This window comes from Sanguibacter sp. HDW7, assembly GCF_011300875.1.
Classification (GTDB): domain Bacteria; phylum Actinomycetota; class Actinomycetes; order Actinomycetales; family Cellulomonadaceae; genus Flavimobilis.
The window spans coordinates 2,513,655-2,530,708 of the sequence record NZ_CP049862.1 but is presented as its reverse complement, the minus strand read 5'-3'; the positions used below and the strand labels follow the sequence as shown (position 1 = coordinate 2,530,708).

Here is a 17,054-nt window from a genome sequence, read left to right as displayed (position 1 = left end):
GGCCCTCGAGTGGGGGAGCGCTTCTGCGGTCACGTGCGTCGCAACCCGATTCGTCCGCCATGCGCACTATTCTATCGAACGCGAGTTCGACCGCAACCCGAGCGAGGAGTGTGCGGGGGTGGGGTCAGCCGAGGTGCGGGGTGAGTGCGTGCGTGCGCCGCGAGGCGTCGTTGACGTGCCAAGAAGGCACTGCGGCGCCGACGCGCAAGAGGGCACGGTGACCCCGACGCGCCACGAGAGCGCGGCGACCCCGACGCGCCAGGGGAGCGCGGCACCCCGACCCTTCGAGGGAGCTCAGCGTCGTTGAGGCGTCAAGGGACGTGACCACGCGGGCGCCGCGGCTACGCTCGAACCATGCGAGTCGGCTTGTGCATCCTGCCCCAGTTCCGCTGGTCCGAGGCCGCGCCCCTGTGGCGCGCCGCCGAGGACCTCGGCTTCGCCCACGCCTGGACCTACGACCACCTCGCCTGGCGCTCCCTCGCGGACGAACCCTGGTTCGCCACCGTCCCGACGCTCACGGCCGCTGCCCTCGCGACGACGACGATCCCGCTCGGCACCTTCGTCGCGACCCCGAACTACCGCCACCCGGTGACGTTCGCGAAGGACGTCCTCACGCTCGACGACATCTCCGGCGGCCGCGTGCTCCTCGGCCTCGGCGCGGGCGGTGGCGGCTTCGACGCCGCGGTGCTCGGCGACGAACCCCTCACGCCGGGGCAGAAGGTCCGACGGCTCGACGAGTTCCTCGGCCTCCTCACGACGATGCTCACGGAGCCCGTCACCGACCACAGCGGCGAGTTCTACACTGCGGTCGACGCACGCACCTACCCCGGACCGCTCGCCGGGCCGCCGCCCCTGCTCGTGGCGGGCAACGGCCCACGTGCTCTCGACGTCGTCGTCCGCCGAGGCCAGGGCTGGGTGACGACGGGCATCGAGCAGGTCGGCGACGTCGACGCCTGGTGGGCGAGCCTCGCGACGCTCTCCGCGTGCCTCGACAGCGCCCTCGTGCGCGCCGGTCGCGCCGACGCGATCGTCGACCACGAGCTCTTCCCGCGCTACCTCAACCTCGACACGTTCACGTACTCGCTCGAGTCCGTCGGCAAGTTCGACGACATGGTCGGGCGGGCCGCCGAGCTCGGTTTCACCGACGTCGTCGTGCACCGACCGCGCGCCGACGGCATCTACGCGGGCGACCCCGAGATCATCGAGCGGCTCACGCTCAGCTGAGCACGAGGGCGGGGCTGAGTACGAGGGCGCGGCCGTGCTCGCCCGCGCGGGTAGGTTTGCCCGACGAAGCGCCCGACGAAGCGCCCGACGAAGCGCCCGACGAAGCGCCCGACGAAGCGCCCGACGAAGCGCCCGACGAAGCGCCCGACGAAGCGCCCGACGAAGCGCCCGACGAAGCGCCCGACGAAGCGCCCGACGAAGCGCCCGACGACCCGCCCGACGACCCGCGCGAAGACGCGCCCGACGACGCGCTCGAAGACGCGTCCCACGACGCGCCCGACGAAGCGCCAGCGATGGCGGGCGACGATGCGCCAGCGACGGCGCGCGTGCGATGACGCGGCTGCCGTGCGCGTCGTCGTGGCTGCGGCGGGGCCTGGGCGCCTCAGCGCTTGACCGACCTCGTCACCGTGAACTTCGGTGTGCGCGAGGCCTGCTCCGTCGGGCCGACGACCCGCTCGAGCGACGGCCGGTAGCGCAGGTGCGAGTTCCACACGACCCACAGCTCGCCGCCCGGCCGCAGGACGCGCGCGGCCGCCCGGAACATCGCCTCGGCGATGTCGGTGCTGACGACCGCGCCCGCGTGGAACGGCGGGTTGCAGACGACGACGTCGACCGAGCCGTCCGGCACGGACGCCGCCGCGTCGTCACGCAAGGTCGCGACGCGGTCGCCGACGCCGTTCGCTGCGGCGGTCGCCGCGGCCGAGAGCACCGCAGCCGCGGAACGGTCCGTCGCGACGACTGACGCGCCCGGGATACGAAGCGCGACGGCCGTCGCGAGCACGCCAGTGCCGCAGCCGAGGTCGAGCACACGGAAGAAGGGCCCGACGGAGGGCGACGGTGAGGAGAACGACGTCGTGCTTCCCGACGACGTCGTGATGCTCGACGGCTCTGTGATACTCGACGACTCAGCGCTGCCCGACGGCTTCGTGCCTCTGCCGCCCCGATGCGTCTCGAGACCGTGGACGAGCTCGCCCAGGACGTCGAGCAGGGCACGCGTCCCGATGTCGAGCGTCGTCCCCGCGAACGCGGCGCCATGCGCGACGACCTCGAGCGAGGAGGCGACGCCGAGCGTGGTGACACCTGCGCTGCTGACGCCTGCCCTGTCGATGCCCGCGCCCGCCGGTATCTCGACCCGTGCCCGGCGCGGGAACGCGTGGTGGCCCGCTGTCGCCGCCGTGGGTCGCTGCGCGACGAGCGCACGGGCCTTGCCGTGCGCGAGCGTGGCCGTGACCTCACCGAACCGCACGGCGAGCACGTCGTTCATGCCGCGGCTCATGTGCTTGAGGCGACCCGTCGCGAGGAGCACGACGTCCGGGGCGGTGTGGTCGGCGACGAGGTCGGCCAGCTCGGCGAGCGCGTCGAGCGAGCGGGGGAGCCGCGCGAGGACGATCCGTGCACCCGCGACGACGGCAGGAGAGAGGGGGTCGTGGACGGTCAGTCGGTGGCGGAGCGACGGCTCGCGAAGGGCGGGGGTCCCTGACGGAGAGGTCGACGTGGGGTCCGCGGCCGAGTCGGGCGCGATGCCCGCTGCGACCCTCGCAATCTCTGCTGCTGCGACGTTCGCCGCGTTGAGGAGGAGCGCCCGCTCGCTCGTCACGGTGTCGGTCGCGACCCGCACGTCGGGCGCCCCGAGGGCGAGGGCCCCGAGGGCGAGGGCACCGTAGTCGTCGTCGAGGACCGCGACGTCGCCTGGTCCCGCTGCCGCCAGCAGGGCCCGCGCCTCCGCGAGGACGAGCCGGTCGGCCGCGTCGACGGCGACGAGCTCGGGCGCCTCGACGTCAGGTCGCCGACACAGGAGGTCGAGCACGGCGTCGAGGTCGTCCGGGAGGTCGAGGGGCATGCGTCGATTCTCCCGCACGCGGTGCGGGCAGGCCTGCGCGGCGGGCTCAGTGCCCGCGCGGAGCGCCCTTCGGGTGCTTGTCGGCGGCGGGCGCGGCCTTGAGCGCACGCTTGGCGTCACGCTCGCGGACCCGCTCCTCCTCGGCGCGGACCTCGGCCTGGATCTTGCGCTCGCGCACGAGCCAGTCCGGGTTCTTCTCGCGCAGCGCGACGATCTGCTCGGACGTCAGCGCGTCCGAGACGCCGCCGCGCGCGAGGCCCGAGATCGAGACGCCGAGGCGCGCCGCGACGACGGGCCGCGGGTGCGGGCCGTCCTGGCGCAGCTCGACGAGCCACTGCGGGGGGTCTGTCTGCCACGCGTCGAGCTCGTCGCGCGTGATGAAGCGCTGCTGGAACTCCTCCGGCGTCGCGGGCAGGTAGACGCCCAGCTTCTTCGCCGCGGTCGCGGCCTTCATCGCCTGAGGGTGCTTGCTCACGGGGACCATCCTACCGAGCGGTGCGCGGGCAGGGTGACGGGGCGAGGGACCACGCGGCGTGGCCTCGACCACGCAGGGCGTTCCGACGTCGCGGGAGAGGCCCGAGGAGGGGCGCTCAGCCGAGCCCGGCGTCGCGCACGCAGTTGGCGATCTGCACGCGGTTGTCGACCTCGAGCTTCGTGAAGATGCGCCCGACGTGCGACTTCACGGTCGGCACGCTCATGAACAGCTCGGCGGCGACCTCGGTGTTCGACAGGCCGCGGGCGACGGCGAGCGCGACCTCGTGCTCACGCTCCGTGAGCCGCGCGAGCCGCTCGAGGGCCTCGGCGGAGCGCGTCGGGCTGTCGCCCGTCGCTGCGGCGATGAGCCGGCTCGTCACGGCGGGGGAGAGGGTCGGCTCGCCCGCGGCCGTGCGCAGGACGGCGTCGACGAGCCGGTCGGGCGGGGTGTCCTTGAGGAGGAACCCGTCGGCCCCGTGCCGCAGGGCCTCGAGCACGGTGTCGTCCGTGTCGAACGTCGTGAGGACGAGCACGCGCAGCGCCGGCCAGCGAGACCGCAGCACCCGGGCCGTCGCGAGCCCGTCGCGGCGCGGCATGCGCACGTCGAGCAGCACGAGGTCGGGGGACGTGGCCGCGACGACGTCCTCGGCCTCGAGCCCGTCGGCGGCCTCGCCGACGATCTCGAGCTCGCGCGACCCGCCGAGGATCATGCGCAGGCCGGAGCGGACGAGCGCGTCGTCGTCGACGACGACGACACGCACGCGGGAGGTCGCGGGAGCGGTCATGACGGACAGCGTCTCATGCGCGGTACGGCGTGGCCCGGGACTGCCGACCGCGGCGCGGAGGCCGCACGGGACCCCGGCGGCGCGACGGGTGCGGCGGCCGCGTGGGCGTCCGGCCCGGGCGCGCTCACCGCGACCACGGCAGCCATGCCTGGACGACGAACCCGCCGGTCGCGTCGTCCCCGGCGTCGAGCGTCCCGCCGAGGAGCGTCACGCGCTCGTGCAGCCCGCGCAGCCCGTGCCCCGACGACGGCAGGCGCGAGTCGAGGGAGGACGCGAGCACCGACGTGGCGTCGGCGCGCGCCGGACGGCCGAACGCCCTCTGCGTGCCGGGCGTGCGGACCATGACGGTGAGCCCGTCGTCGGGCGACCCGACGACGCGTACGACGACCGGCGACGCGGGTGCGTGCTTGCGCGCGTTCGTCAGCCCTTCCTGGACGACGCGGTACGCGGTGCGGGCCGTCGAGCCGGCGAGCGTCGCGGCCTCGTCGGTGACGGACGGTGTCATGCCGAAGTCGACGTGCGAGCCGAGCGCCCGCGCGTCCGCGACGAGGTCGTCGATGCGTTCGATCGTCGGCTGCGGGGCGTCGGTCGCGCTCGCCTCGGTGCCGACACGCAGGACGCCGAGCACCTCGCGGAGCTCCTCGAGCGCGCGGTGCGCGTTGTCGCGGACGATGCCGGCCGACTCGCGCACCTCCTCGGGCGACAGGTCCGTGCGGTAGGCGAGAGCGCCGGCGTGCATCGCGACGAGCGAGACGCGGTGCGCGAGGACGTCGTGCATCTCGTGCGCGATCGCCGCGCGCTCCTGCGCCCGCGCGCGCTCCGCGTCGGTCGCACGGGCCTGCTCGGCGGCCTCGGCGCGCGACTGCAGCGTCCACACGAGCTCGCGGCGCGCACCGATGTAGAGCCCGATGCCGACGGCGAGGACCGTCGAGACGATCTGGCTGAGGAGGACGACCCACCACCGCAGCTCGACGAGACCCTCGACGGCGTAGAACGACGTGACCGACGTGAGGAAGTACAGCACCGTCACGGGGACGACCTCGATCGCCCGACGGCGGGCGCACACGGAGACGACCGCGAGCGTCGCGGCCACGGCGGCCGTCATGGAGAAGGCCGACACGAGGAGCAGCACGACGGCGATCGTCAGCGGCCAGCGGCGCCGGAACCAGATGAGCACCCACGACAGGACGCCGAGGGCGAGGTCCAGGCTCTCGCGGGGCGTCGTCGTGTACTCGACCGCGGTGCCGGCGGACTCGGGCAGGGAGAAGCCGAACGTGAGGAATGCGCCGCTGACGACGATCACGAAGCGCCACGTGCGTCCCCACGCCGTGAGCGGCGGGGCCGGGACGGGTGGCTTGGCCGCGAGCCGAGCCAGGGCAGGGGGAAGACGCACGGCACGAGCCTACGGAACGACGCCGCCGTCCGGCAGCGTCCCGGGGACCGCAGGCCAGCCGGGGACCCGCTACCTGGGTCGGACACACGCGACCTCGGGCGGGGTCTGCTGCGACCGACGGCGGTGCAGCCGTCGACCGCCGTCACCCCGCCGGGCGACGCCCGACCGATGCCTGGCCGCCCTCCCCGACGGGAACGTAGAGCCATGATCACAGTCACGCACCTCACCAAGCGCTTCGGCCGTGTCACCGCGGTCGACGACGCCTCGTTCTCGGCCCTCCCCGGCCGCGTCACGGGCCTCCTCGGCCCGAACGGCTCCGGCAAGACCACGACGCTGCGCACCCTCGTCGGGCTCGTCCGCCCGACGTCGGGGAGCGTGACGATCGCCGGCCGCCCCTACGCCTCCCTGCCCAACCCCGGTCGCAACGTCGGCACGATGCTCGACGCCGACGCGCTCCACGCCGGTCGCACCGGCTACGAGGAGCTGCGGCTCGCCGCCGGCATCCTCGGGCTGCCCGCGACGCGCGTCGACGACGTCCTCGAGATCGTCGGCCTCACCCCGGCCGAGGCGAAGCGACGGACCCGCACCTACTCGCTCGGCATGCGCCAGCGGCTCGGCCTCGGGCTCGCGCTGCTCGGCGACCCCGAGGTCGTCGTCCTCGACGAGCCGGCCAACGGGCTCGACCCCATGGGCATCCGCTGGATGCGCACCCTCCTGCGGGAGTTCGCTGCCGAGGGACGCACCGTCCTGCTCTCGAGCCACCTCCTCACGGAGATGGAGACGGTCTGCGACGACATCGTCATCGTCGGTCAGGGCCGCGTCCTCGCGCAGGGCACCGTCGCGAGCTTCGTCGAGTCCGACGGCAACCTCGAGGAGGCGTTCGTGCGCCTCACGTTCGGCACCGACCGCGAACGGGTCGAGCCGTGAGCGCGGGCGCCGCCGCCCGGCCCAGCCGACCCGCCACGCCCGCCCCCGCACCGTCCAGCAAGGAGATCCACCGATGAGCGCCCTGCTCGCACACGCCCCCGTCCCGTTCCTGCGCACGTGGAACGCGGAGAACCGCAAGATCGTCGACACCCGCGCGGGCGTCGTCTTCCTCAGCCTCATCGCGCTCGTGGTCGTCGGCATGTCGGCCGTCATCGCGATCTGGCCCGGCGAGCAGACGCTGACGTTCGGGACGCTCCTGGGCAGCTCCGTGTCCATGGGCCTGGCGATGTTCATGCCGATCCTCGCGATCCTCGCCGTGACGTCCGAGTTCTCGCAGCGCACGCTCGCCGTGACGTTCGCGCTCGAGCCGCGGCGCGGTCGCGTCGTCGCCGCAAAGATCGCTGCCGCCCTCACGATGACGGCCGTCCTCGTGGTCGTCGCGCTCGTCGTCGCGGCCACCACGGTGCTCCTCGCGGCGGCGATGCGTGGTGAGACGGCCGTGTGGGACGTCGACGGCGGAGTGCTCGTCGGCGCACTCGTCACGCTCGTGCTCGTCGTCCTCCAGGGCACCGCGTTCGGTCTGCTGCTGCGCTCGACGCCCCTCGCGATCGTCGCGTACCTCCTCCTGCCGTCGCTGTTCGCCTTCGTGACGATGTTCATCTCGGCGATCCGCGACGCCCTGCCCTGGTTCGAGCTGTCCAGCGCGACGGTGCCCCTCATGGAAGGGCTGAGCCTCACCGGCACGGAGTGGGCGCAGCTCGCCTCCGCGTCGGCCATCTGGATCCTCCTGCCGGGCGCGATCGGCGTCTGGAGGCTCCTCAAGGGCGACCTCTGACACGCAGGTGCCGGGTGCGGTGACGGTCGGGGTCCGCGTGCGGACCCCGACCGTCACGCGTGTCCGGATACGCTGGACGAGTGAACGACGCCCCGGAGGACACCCAGCCCGAGGACACCCAGCCCGAGGGGAGTCCGATCGAGGTCGCTCGGCCCGACGGGCGCAGGGCCTTCCGGCTCGGCTACGTCCCGGGCGTCAACCCCGCGAAGTGGATCCGGACCTGGCGCGCGCGCCTCACCGTCCCGCTCGACCTCGTGCCGCTCGAGTCCGACGACGCCGGCGAGGCTGTCCGTGCGGGGCAGGTCGAGGCCGCGCTCGTGCGCCGGCCCGCCGCGACGCACGACGGCTACGAGCGCATCCTCCATGCGATCCCCCTGTACGACGAGGTCCCCGTGGTCGTCGTCGGCAAGGAGCACCTGCTCTCGCTCGCCGACGAGGTGACGCTCGAGGAGCTCGCCGACGAGACCGTGTGGCACCCGCTCGACGACCGCTTCGACTGGGACGCCCTCGCGTCGGGGGCCGAGCCTGCGACGATCAGCGGCACGCCACCGGGCGAGCCCGGCTACATGCGGCCCGCGCACGCCAAGGAGGCCGTCGAGATCGTCGCGTCGGGCGTCGGCGTCGTCGTCCTGCCGATGTCCCTGGCGCGCCTGCACCACCGGCGCGACGTCGTCGCCGTGCCGCTCGCCGGTGGCCCGACCTCGGGCGTGAGCCTCGCGTGGCCCGCGCTCGACGGCGACCCGCTGTGCGAGGAGCTCGTCGGCATCGTCCGGGGGCGCTCGGTCAACAGCTCGCGCGGCGCGGCCGCGCAGGATCAGGCGGCGCAGGACGGGGCCGAGCGCAAGGGCGGTGCGACGGCCGGGACCACCGCGCTCACCCGGACGGGCGAGGCCCGGCGCAAGAAGAACGCTGCCGCGCGCGCCCAGGCCGACCGCACCGCCGCCCAGCAGCGCAAGCGCGGCGACCAGAGCCGCGCCAAGGGCAAGGGCACCAAGCGCGGCCGATAGCCGCACGCAGAACGACGGCTCCCCACCCGTGCAGGGTGAGGAGCCGTCGTCCGTCCGCCGCTCGGCGCTGTCGATGCAGTCGCCGCGGTCAGCGCCGGATCTCGTCGAGGTGCTCCGCGATGCGCCCGATCGCCTCGGTGAGCACGTCCTCGTCAGGCAGGCACACGAGACGGAAGTGGTCGGGCTCGAACCAGTTGAAGCCCGTCCCGTGCGTCACGAGGATGTGCTTGTTGCGCAGGAGGTCGAGGACGAACTCCTGGTCGTCGGCGATCCCGAACATCTCCGTGTCGATCTTCGGGAAGCAGTACAGCGCGCCCTGCGGCCGCACGTTGCTCACGCCCTCGATCTCGTTGAGGAGCCTGTCAGCGAGCATCATCTGGTCGTAGAAGCGCCCGCCGGGGACGATGAGCTCGTTGATCGACTGGTAGCCGCCGAGCGCCGTCTGGATCGCGTGCTGCGCCGGGACGTTCGCGCACATGCGCATGTTCGCCATGAGGGTGAGGCCCTCGAGGAAGTCCGTCGCGAGGTGCGTCGGGCCCGAGATCATGAGCCAGCCCGCCCGGTAGCCGCACACCCGGTACGCCTTCGACAGGCCCGAGAACGTCAGGCAGAGGACGTCGTCGCCCGCGTACGTCGCTGTGTGGTGGTGCGTCGCGTCGTCGTAGAGGATCTTCTCGTAGATCTCGTCGGAGAAGATGACGAGGTCGTGGCGTCGTGCGATGTCGACGATGCCCTTGACGACGTCCTCCGAGTAGACGGCGCCCGTCGGGTTGTTCGGGTTGATGAGCACGATGCCGTGCGTGTTCTTCGTGATCTTCGACTCGATGTCGGCGAGGTCCGGGTTCCAGCCGTTCTCCTCGTCGCACCGGTAGTGCACGGGGGTACCGCCCGAGAGCGTCACCGCGCCCGTCCACAGCGGGTAGTCCGGCGCCGGCACGAGGATCTCGTTGCCGTCGTCGACGAACGTCTGCAGGACCATCGTGATGAGCTCGGAGACGCCGTTGCCGATGAAGACGTCCTCGACGTGCGTGTCGACGAGGCCGCGCGACTGGTAGTACTGCGCGACCGCGGTGCGCGCCGAGTAGATGCCGCGCGAGTCCGAGTACCCCTGGGCCTCGGGCAGGTGCTGGATCATGTCGGCGAGGATCGTCGGCGGTGCCTCGAAACCGAAGGGTGCCGTGTTGCCGATGTTGAGCTTGAGGATCTTGTTGCCGAGCGACTCGAGGCGCTGGGCCTCGACGAGGATCGGACCCCGGACGTCGTAGCGGACGTTCTTCAGCTTCTTGGACTGCGTGATCTTGCGCACCCCGCCATGGTGGCACAGCGGGGGCGCGTCACGGCAGGTCGCGACGTCAGGTGGTGTGGACGTGCGTGCGGATCGTGTGGAGGGTGACGCGCGGGCAGCGGCACCTTCAGCCCGCGAGCGGCTCGCAGCGGACGCCCGTCGCGTGGACGGGGCAGTAGCCGTGCGGCACCTTGTGGAGGTACTGCTGGTGGTCCGCCTCCGCGAGGTAGAACGGGCCGGCCTCGGCGGCCGGACGGACCTCGGTCGTGATCGGCTCGAAGCCACGCTCGGCGAGGCTCGTCCCGAACGCCTCCCGCGTCCGAGCGGCGAGGTCCGCCTGCTCGGGCGTCGTCGTGAAGATCGCCGAGCGGTACTGCGTGCCGACGTCGTTGCCCTGGCGGAAGCCCTGCGTCGGGTCGTGGTTCTCCCAGAACGTGCGCAGCACGGCCTCGTCGCTCACGACCGTCGGGTCGAACACGACGCGCACCGTCTCGGTGTGCCCCGTCATGCCCGTGCACGTCTCCTCGTACGTCGGGTGCGGCGTCGTGCCACCCATGTACCCGACCGACGTCGACACGACGCCCGGCAGCTGCCAGAAGAGCTTCTCCGCGCCCCAGAAGCAGCCCAGCCCGACGAAGATCTCGCGGGTGCCGTCGGGCAGAGGACCCTCGAGCGGCGTGCCGAGCACCGCGTGCGTCGGCGGCACGGGGAAGGCGCGTTCGGCGCGTCCCGGCAGGGCGTCGGCGGGGCTGACGAGCGTCGTCGGGACGCGACGGCCGAAGAGGTTCTCGAGCACGGTGGCCTCCTGGTGAGGGAGCAGGTGGGAGGAGCAGAGGTGAACGCCCCGTGAAGAGGTGCAACAACGCTGGGACGGCGCGTGTTCCCGCGGCGCGCGAGGGCCTCGCGCCGGCGCACGGGGCCGTAGGCTGGCACGCAGGGCCGACGGCCCCTCGACGAGCGTCCGACCTGCGCGGACGTGGGGCAGGAAGGACGGCGACGATGAGCGACGACACGACGGGGAACGCACCGACCACGGGCGACCCGCTCCACGGCGAGTACGTGGCGGCACGCTCCATCCCGCCGACCGTCCAGGCAGCGGCCGCCTGGTCGTGGCGCCTGCTCATCATCGCGATCTGCGCGGGCGCGGCCATCTGGGTGCTGCGTCCGCTGAGCGACCTCTTCGTCGCCGTCGCCGCAGCCCTGCTCTTCACCGTCCTCCTCGCACCCCTCCACGGCTGGCTCGTCCGCACCCTGCGCTTCCCGCGCGCGCTCGCGGCCGTGACGTCCGTGCTGTTCCTGCTCGGCGCCGCCGTCGGCCTCATCGTCCTCGCCGGGCAGCAGATCGTCGCCGGCATCGCCTCCCTCTCGACGCAGGCGCAGGAGGGCCTCGAGCAGATGCTCGACTGGCTCTCGACCGGCCCGCTCAACGTCGACACCGGCCGCCTCGAAGGCATGCTCAGCGACATCTCCACGACGATCGAGCAGAACATCGGCACCGTCGTCTCAGGCGCCATGTCGGTCGGCTCGACCGTGACGGCCGTCGCCGCCGGCTTCGTCATCGCCCTGTTCTGCACGATCTTCTTCCTCTACGACGGCCGCACCATCTGGACGTGGATCGTCGGCCTGCTGCCGCGCGCCGCGCGCGACGACGTCCACCAGGCAGGCCGCCGCGGTCTCGTGACGCTCGCCGCCTACACGCGGACCCAGATCCTCGTCGCCGCGATCGACGCGACCGGCATCGCGATCGGCGCGGCCGCCCTCCAGCTGCCGCTCGTCGTGCCGCTCGGCATCCTCGTCTTCATCGGATCCTTCATCCCCTTCGTCGGGGCGATCCTCACCGGCGCGATCGCCGTCCTCGTCGCGCTCGTCGTCAAGGGATGGGTGTGGGCGATCGTCATGCTCGGCATCGTCCTGCTCGTCCAGCAGATCGAGGGCCACCTGCTGCAGCCCTTCCTCATGGGCCACGCCGTCTCGATGCACCCCGTCGCCGTGCTCCTCACCGTCTCGGGCGGCACGATGGTCGCCGGCATCGCGGGCGCCCTGTTCGCCGTGCCGATCGCCGCGGTCGTCAACACCGTCGTCCTCTATCTCTCGGGCCACGACAAGTTCCCCGACCTCGGGATCGGGGACCGGCTGACCTTCCGGCCCGAGGCCGAGGCCGAGGTGCGACGGCGTGCCATGGCGCTCCGCCGCGGCGGGCAGGAGGACGAAGGCGCGGGTGACGACGCCGGTGGTGCCGCCGCCGCCGCCGACGCCGCCGACGGCGGTGCTGCGGCCGACGGGTCCGGCTCCGGTCCGCGGACGGGCGACGACGCATGACCTCGCCCGCGCTCACCGTCGCGGACCTCGACGACGCCCGACGACTCCTTGCCGGCGTCGCCGTGACGACCCCCGTCGAGCACTCCCGCGCACTGTCCGAGCTCACGGGCACCGAGGTCCACCTCAAGTGCGAGAACCTCCAGCGCACCGGCTCGTTCAAGCTGCGCGGCGCCTACGTGCGCCTCTCCCGGCTCACGGCCGACGAGCGCGCGTCCGGCGTCGTCGCGGCGAGCGCCGGCAACCACGCGCAGGGCGTCGCCCTCGCTGCCCGCGAGCTCGGCATCCACGCCGTCGTCTACATGCCGTCCGACGCCGCCCTGCCGAAGGTTGCCGCGACCCGCGCCTACGGCGCCGAGGTGCGGCTCGTCGGCCAGAGCGTCGAGGACGCCCTCGCCGCCGCCTACGAGCACGCGCGCGTCACGGGTGCCGTGCTCATCCACCCCTTCGACCACGTCGACGTCGTCGCCGGCCAGGCGACCATCGCGCTCGAGATCCTCGAGCAGGTGCCCGACGTCCGCACGGTCCTCGTCCCCGTCGGCGGGGGAGGCCTCGCCGCCGGCATGGTCGCAGCCTTCTCCCAGCTCGCGCCGCACGTCCACGTCGTCGGCGTGCAGGCCGAGCGCATGGCCGCCTACCCAGGCTCCCTGCGCACCGGCGTCGCCGAGACCGTGCCCGTGCGCTCGACGATGGCCGACGGCATCGCCGTCGCCCGCCCCGGTGTGGTGCCGCTCGAGCTCCTGCGCCACGGCAACGCCGAGGTCGTCACCGTGAGCGAGGACGAGATCTCGCGCGCCCTCCTGCTCGTCGCCGAGCGCGCCAAGCTCATCGTCGAGCCCGCCGCCGCGACCGGCGTCGCCGCGCTCATGGCCGAGCCCGACGGCTTCGACGGACCCGTCGTCGTCGTGCTCTCCGGCGGCAACGTCGACCCCGTCGTGCTGCTGCGCGTCGTGCGCCACGGCCTCGCGTCCGCTGGACGCTACCTCCAGGTGCGTGCCCTCCTCACGGACCGGCCCGGCATGCTCGCCGACATCCTCCTCGCGATCGCGCGCGAGGGCGGCAACGTCATGCACATCGAGCACGTCCGCACGGGCCCGCACCTCGCGATCGACGAGGTCGAGGTCGTCCTCCAGGTCGAGACGAAGGGCGCCGAGCACCAGGAGGCTCTCCTCGAGCACCTGCGTGCCGAGGGTTACCGGCTCGCGCCGGGCGTCTGAGTCTGACTGTCTGTCTGCTCGGCTGCCTGGCCCGGGCGAACCGACTGACTGCGCCCAGGCACTTCCCTGGGTTGCGTGGACGCAACCTTCTCGACGCTTCCGCTGCCGACAACGACGGAGCGGGCCGCCCTGGTGGGGCGACCCGCTCCGTTCGTGCGTGCTGGCGCTCAGCCGGTGAAGGGCTCAGCCGGTGAAGGGCTCAGCCCTCGTAGGGCTTGGCGGCGATGACCTTGACGAGACGCTCGGCGCCGTTGGGAGCCGTGAACGACACCTCGTCGCCGACCGACCGGCCGAGGATCGACGAGCCGAGGGGCGACGCCTCCGAGAAGACGTCGAGGTCCGTCGTGCCCGCGATCTCGCGCGAGCCGAGGAGGAACGTCATCTCCTCGCCCGCGAAGTCGAGCGTGACGATCATGCCGGGCTCGACGAGACCGTCGTCCGGCGGCGTGCCGATCTGCGCGCCCTCGAGCTTGGCCTTGAGCTCGCGGACGCGGGCCTCCTGCTTCGCGTGCTCCTCGCGGGCCGCGTGATAGCCGGAGTTCTCCTTGAGGTCGCCCTCGTCACGGGCCTGCGCGACCCTCGCGACGATCTCGTCCCGGCCGGCGCCGGTGAGGTGCTCGTACTCGGCCTTGAGCCTGTCGTACGCCTCCTGCGTCAGCCACGTGGTGGTCCCGGTCATTGTCGCTCCTTTCGGTCCACGTAGGACTACGGCGCACGGTGAGAACCGTGCGCCGAGATGATGTGATGAAGAGGTCGAGCCCCTGCTCGTCGTGTGCGACGCGCCCTCGCGTGCCACGCAGCGACCACCCGAGTGACGGGTCCGGCCGGGAGCGTGATCGAGAACGCGCAGCACGGTCGCCGAGCAGTGGTCGAAACACACAGTATAGCGGCTCAGGGACGTCGGGCCGGGCCCTCGGTCCCCGGGCGCGGCGCGGTGACGCTCAGTCCTCGACGCGCTCGCAGGACTCGACCATGCCCGTCGTCGCGAGCTCCGCGGTGCGGACGTCGACGGTGAACGACTCGCGTTCGCCCGAGCTCGGCGGGATGACGACCTCGCGGAACCCCACCTGCGCGTAGTTCTCGGCGAGCGCGACGACCTTGCAGCGCAGCGTGATGTCCGCACGCTTCGTCACGTGGAACGTCACCTCGGTGAGCTCGGCGCTCTTCACCGAGTACCCGACGGGCTTCGTCGTCCACGGCTCGCCCGCGACCATGCTCCAGCCCGCCCACCCGGCGCCGACCGTCGCGAGGGCGATCGCCGCGATCGCCGCCGCACGCAGACGACGTGCGCGGCGTGCGTCGGGCGCGAGCCTGCCGTAGCGGTCGTCGAGGTCCGTGGGGTCTCCGGACGGTGCGGGGACCGGGGCCGAGGGCATCGCCGGGGTCTCGGGGGAGGAGGACATGCCCTCAGTCTCCCAGGCTCGGCCGGGTGCGGGAACCGCTGTGCGCACGTCGGGCCGCGGGACCGGTGGCACGCGGGGCCGTCCGCCCGGGGCCGGGACGACGGCTGCGCGGACCGTCGCTCGCGGGTGCTGCGACGGCCTGCGATGTCCGTCGCGGGAGATACGGTGAGGGGTGGAGCCTGACCCCGGGCCCCCGCACCGAGAGGACCACCGACGTGACGACGCCCCTGCGCCTCATGGCCGTCCACGCCCACCCCGACGACGAGTCGAGCAAGGGCGCCGCGACGACCGCCCGCTACGCCGCCGCCGGCGTCGAGGTGCTCGTCGTCACGTGCACGGGAGGCGAGCGCGGGTCCGTGCTCAACCCCAGCTACGGCCGCGAGCTCGCCGAGGGCGCCGAGATGGCAGCCGTGCGCCGCGACGAGATGGCCGCTGCGGCGGCCGCGCTCGGCGTGCGCCAGCACTGGCTCGGCTTCGTGGACTCCGGGCTGCCCGAGGGCGACCCGCTGCCTCCGCTTCCCGAGGGCTGCTTCGCGCTCGTCCCGCTCGAGGAGTCCGCCGCCGAGCTCGTCCGCGTCGTGCGCGAGTTCCGCCCCCACGTCATCACGACGTACGACCCGTCGGGCGGCTACCCGCACCCCGACCACATCCGTACGCACGAGGTCACGGCCGCGGCCTGGGAGGCCGCGGGCGACCCCGAGCGTTTCCCCGGCGCAGGCGCGCCGTGGGCACCGCTCAAGCTCTACTACAACCACGACTTCTCGATGACCCGTATCCGCACGGTCCACGAGGCCATGGTCGACGCCGGCCTCGAGTCGCCCTTCGGCGAGTGGGTCGAGACGCGCGCAGCGCGCGAGATCGTCGAGCGCGCCGTGACGACCCGCATCGAGGTCTCCGACCACTTCGACGCGCGGGACGAGGCGCTCCGCGCCCACGCGACCCAGATCGACCCCGACGGCTTCTTCTTCGGCACGCCGCGCGACCTCGAGATCGAGGTCTGGCCGTGGGAGGAGTACGAGCTCGCCGACGCCCGCGTCGCGACCACGCTGCCCGAGACCGACCTGTTCGCGGGCCTCACCGAGGAGCACCTGTGACCCTCTCCCTCGCCGCGCTCGCGGCGCTCCTGCCTGCCCAGACGCTCACGCCCTCGCCGTCGCCGTCCGACGTGCTGCGGCCCGGGCTCGACCCCTACGACGTGTCGCCCGGCCTCATCGGCTTCCTCGCGATCTTCGCCGTCGCGGCCGTGTGCGTGCTCGGCTGGATGTCGCTCAACCGCAAGGTCCGGCGCATGCGCTTCGCCGAGCGTGCCGAGGCCGCGGAGCAGGAGGGTGCCCGGTCCCCGGAGACCGTCGAGGGTTCCGCCGCGGACGGAGCCGTTGCCGATGGCACTGCCACGGACGGACCTGCTGCGGGAGACTCGTCCGTCGGCTCTGCCGCCGGGGACCCCTCCGCCGACGGCGACGCCGGCGAGCCGGACGCCCCGCGGGGCTAACCGTGCGCGTCGGGATCGCGCAGGTCGCCGCGCCACGTGACGCGGAGGCCGCCGCGCGCATCTCGACCGACGCGATCGAGGCGTGCGCCGACGACGGTGCGCGCCTCGTCGTCCTGCCCGAGTACGCGAGCGGCTTCGACCCGCGCGGTGTCGGTCCGGACGACGCGCAGACGCTCGACGGCACGTTCGTCACGGCCCTGCGCCGGGCCGCCCGGTCGCGGGGTGTCGACGTGCTCGCGGGCGTGACGCTCGAGGTCGAAGGACAGCCTCAGGGCGGCGCGCGGGCGCGGAACGCCGTCGTCCACGTGCGGGCCGACGGCACGCTCGGCGACACGTACACGAAGGTCCACCTGTTCGACGCGTTCGGGCAGCGGGAGTCCGACCGGTTCGTCGCGGGGGACCCCGCGGCGGCGCCGCTCGTCGTCGACGTCGACGGGCTGCGCCTCGGCGTGCTCACGTGCTTCGACCTGCGCTTCCCCGAGTCCGCACGACGGCTCGTCGACGCGGGCGCCGAGGCGATCGTCGTGCCCGCCGCCTGGGCCGCAGGGCCCGGAAAGATCGAGCAGTGGACCGTGCTCGCGCGGGCGCGCGCCCTCGAGAACGTCGCGTGGCTCGTCGCTGTCGGCATGGCCGGGCGCGGGGTGTGCGGGACGAGCCTCGTCGTCGACCCTGTGGGAACGGTCGTCGAGCGGCTCGGGCTCGGGCCGGGGCACGTCGTCGTCGACCTTGACCCCGCGCGCGTCACCGGCGCGCGCACGCGCAACCCCGCGCTGGACCTCCGCCGCTACGAGGTCCGTCCTCGCTGAACGGGCAGAGCGCTCGACGGGCGGGGAGCTCGACGAGCAGGTTGCGCGAC

18 protein-coding genes are annotated in these 17,054 nt (G+C 73.2%); 10 read left to right on the top strand and 8 right to left on the bottom strand.

The genetic code is table 11. From position 1 onward, the window contains the following. The first annotated feature begins 354 nt into the window (after window positions 1-354). Together G7063_RS11510 and G7063_RS11505 are read left to right on the top strand one after the other, a co-directional pair. The gene (locus G7063_RS11510; protein WP_166414515.1) at window positions 355-1,224 is read left to right on the top strand and encodes an LLM class flavin-dependent oxidoreductase; all 870 of its coding nucleotides are present in this window, start codon (window positions 355-357) and stop codon (window positions 1,222-1,224) included. Window positions 1,225-1,280: 56 nt separating this feature from the next. After that, entirely contained in the window at window positions 1,281-1,559 is a 279-nt protein-coding gene (locus G7063_RS11505) for a hypothetical protein (protein WP_166414514.1), read from the top strand. Window positions 1,560-1,606: 47 nt separating this feature from the next. Here G7063_RS11505 and G7063_RS15300 read toward each other — a convergent pair whose 3' ends face one another. The 4 genes from G7063_RS15300 to G7063_RS11485 form a co-directional block, all read right to left on the bottom strand. Continuing rightward, window positions 1,607-3,064 carry a class I SAM-dependent methyltransferase gene (locus G7063_RS15300; protein ID WP_240916055.1) on the bottom strand — a complete coding sequence of 486 codons (1,458 nt, stop codon included), beginning with the start codon at window positions 3,062-3,064 and terminating at the stop codon, window positions 1,607-1,609. Window positions 3,065-3,110: 46 nt separating this feature from the next. Next, entirely contained in the window at window positions 3,111-3,518 is a 408-nt protein-coding gene (locus G7063_RS11495) for a DUF5997 family protein (protein ID WP_206188271.1), read from the bottom strand. 136 nt (window positions 3,519-3,654) lie between these two features. Beyond that, entirely contained in the window at window positions 3,655-4,323 is a 669-nt protein-coding gene (locus tag G7063_RS11490) for a response regulator transcription factor (RefSeq protein WP_166414512.1), read from the bottom strand. Window positions 4,324-4,447: 124 nt separating this feature from the next. Continuing rightward, window positions 4,448-5,716, bottom strand: coding sequence for a sensor histidine kinase (locus G7063_RS11485; RefSeq protein ID WP_166414511.1), 1,269 nt, complete (start codon window positions 5,714-5,716; stop codon window positions 4,448-4,450). Window positions 5,717-5,920: 204 nt separating this feature from the next. On the opposite strand from G7063_RS11485, the gene G7063_RS11480 reads away from it, so the two are divergent. The 3 genes from G7063_RS11480 (at window position 5,921) to G7063_RS11470 (ending at window position 8,485) form a co-directional block, all read left to right on the top strand. Beyond that, a complete protein-coding gene (locus tag G7063_RS11480; RefSeq protein ID WP_166414510.1) occupies window positions 5,921-6,643 on the top strand; it encodes an ABC transporter ATP-binding protein in 723 nt (240 codons plus the stop codon). Between the two features lie 73 nt (window positions 6,644-6,716). After that, entirely contained in the window at window positions 6,717-7,478 is a 762-nt protein-coding gene (locus tag G7063_RS11475) for an ABC transporter permease (RefSeq protein ID WP_166414509.1), read from the top strand. Window positions 7,479-7,558: 80 nt separating this feature from the next. Beyond that, window positions 7,559-8,485: a LysR family transcriptional regulator substrate-binding protein gene (locus G7063_RS11470; RefSeq protein ID WP_240916054.1), complete on the top strand. Its 927-nt coding sequence runs from the start codon at window positions 7,559-7,561 to the stop codon at window positions 8,483-8,485. A gap of 88 nt (window positions 8,486-8,573) precedes the next feature. Here G7063_RS11470 and G7063_RS11465 read toward each other — a convergent pair whose 3' ends face one another. Both G7063_RS11465 and msrA read right to left on the bottom strand, forming a co-directional pair. Then, window positions 8,574-9,791, bottom strand: coding sequence for a pyridoxal phosphate-dependent aminotransferase (locus G7063_RS11465; protein WP_166414508.1), 1,218 nt, complete (start codon window positions 9,789-9,791; stop codon window positions 8,574-8,576). Between the two features lie 106 nt (window positions 9,792-9,897). Continuing rightward, window positions 9,898-10,566, bottom strand: a complete 669-nt coding sequence (gene msrA, locus G7063_RS11460) for a peptide-methionine (S)-S-oxide reductase MsrA (RefSeq protein ID WP_166414507.1) — start codon at window positions 10,564-10,566, stop codon at window positions 9,898-9,900. A gap of 203 nt (window positions 10,567-10,769) precedes the next feature. Here msrA and G7063_RS11455 point away from each other — a divergent pair, with 203 nt between their 5' ends. Together G7063_RS11455 and ilvA are read left to right on the top strand one after the other, a co-directional pair. Then, entirely contained in the window at window positions 10,770-12,089 is a 1,320-nt protein-coding gene (locus G7063_RS11455) for an AI-2E family transporter (protein WP_166414506.1), read from the top strand. Continuing rightward, window positions 12,086-13,303, top strand: coding sequence for a threonine ammonia-lyase (gene ilvA, locus G7063_RS11450; RefSeq protein ID WP_166414505.1), 1,218 nt, complete (start codon window positions 12,086-12,088; stop codon window positions 13,301-13,303). The genes G7063_RS11455 and ilvA overlap by 4 nt, the downstream gene beginning before the upstream one ends. Before the next feature lie 199 nt (window positions 13,304-13,502). Here ilvA and greA read toward each other — a convergent pair whose 3' ends face one another. Further along, complete coding sequence (gene greA, locus G7063_RS11445; protein WP_166414504.1) at window positions 13,503-13,982, bottom strand: transcription elongation factor GreA; 480 nt, start codon at window positions 13,980-13,982, stop codon at window positions 13,503-13,505. 262 nt (window positions 13,983-14,244) lie between these two features. Further along, window positions 14,245-14,706, bottom strand: a complete 462-nt coding sequence (locus tag G7063_RS11440) for a DUF4307 domain-containing protein (RefSeq protein WP_166414503.1) — start codon at window positions 14,704-14,706, stop codon at window positions 14,245-14,247. Window positions 14,707-14,942: 236 nt separating this feature from the next. Between G7063_RS11440 and mca the strand changes: the two genes are divergently transcribed. Genes mca through G7063_RS11425 form a run of 3 tightly spaced genes read left to right on the top strand, consistent with a single transcriptional unit; the run spans window position 14,943 to window position 17,004 of the window. Continuing rightward, window positions 14,943-15,800, top strand: a complete 858-nt coding sequence (mca, locus tag G7063_RS11435; protein WP_166415337.1) for a mycothiol conjugate amidase Mca — start codon at window positions 14,943-14,945, stop codon at window positions 15,798-15,800. Further along, window positions 15,797-16,198, top strand: a complete 402-nt coding sequence (locus G7063_RS11430; protein WP_206188146.1) for a hypothetical protein — start codon at window positions 15,797-15,799, stop codon at window positions 16,196-16,198. Before mca ends, G7063_RS11430 begins: the two co-directional genes overlap by 4 nt. A 2-nt stretch (window positions 16,199-16,200) precedes the next feature. Then, entirely contained in the window at window positions 16,201-17,004 is an 804-nt protein-coding gene (locus G7063_RS11425) for a nitrilase-related carbon-nitrogen hydrolase (protein ID WP_166414502.1), read from the top strand. The last annotated feature ends 50 nt before the right edge of the window (window positions 17,005-17,054 follow it).

Coding starts and splice junctions, on each gene's coding strand:
- G7063_RS11510 (WP_166414515.1), top strand. CDS start 355: ATGCGAGTCGGCTTGTGCATCCTGCCCCAGTTCCGCTGGTCCGAGGCC.
- G7063_RS15300 (WP_240916055.1), bottom strand. CDS start 3,064: ATGCCCCTCGACCTCCCGGACGACCTCGACGCCGTGCTCGACCTCCTG.
- G7063_RS11495 (WP_206188271.1), bottom strand. CDS start 3,518: ATGAAGGCCGCGACCGCGGCGAAGAAGCTGGGCGTCTACCTGCCCGCG.
- G7063_RS11490 (WP_166414512.1), bottom strand. CDS start 4,323: ATGACCGCTCCCGCGACCTCCCGCGTGCGTGTCGTCGTCGTCGACGAC.
- G7063_RS11480 (WP_166414510.1), top strand. CDS start 5,921: ATGATCACAGTCACGCACCTCACCAAGCGCTTCGGCCGTGTCACCGCG.
- G7063_RS11475 (WP_166414509.1), top strand. CDS start 6,717: ATGAGCGCCCTGCTCGCACACGCCCCCGTCCCGTTCCTGCGCACGTGG.
- G7063_RS11455 (WP_166414506.1), top strand. CDS start 10,770: ATGAGCGACGACACGACGGGGAACGCACCGACCACGGGCGACCCGCTC.
- ilvA (WP_166414505.1), top strand. CDS start 12,086: ATGACCTCGCCCGCGCTCACCGTCGCGGACCTCGACGACGCCCGACGA.
- greA (WP_166414504.1), bottom strand. CDS start 13,982: ATGACCGGGACCACCACGTGGCTGACGCAGGAGGCGTACGACAGGCTC.
- G7063_RS11440 (WP_166414503.1), bottom strand. CDS start 14,706: ATGTCCTCCTCCCCCGAGACCCCGGCGATGCCCTCGGCCCCGGTCCCC.
- mca (WP_166415337.1), top strand. CDS start 14,943: ATGGCCGTCCACGCCCACCCCGACGACGAGTCGAGCAAGGGCGCCGCG.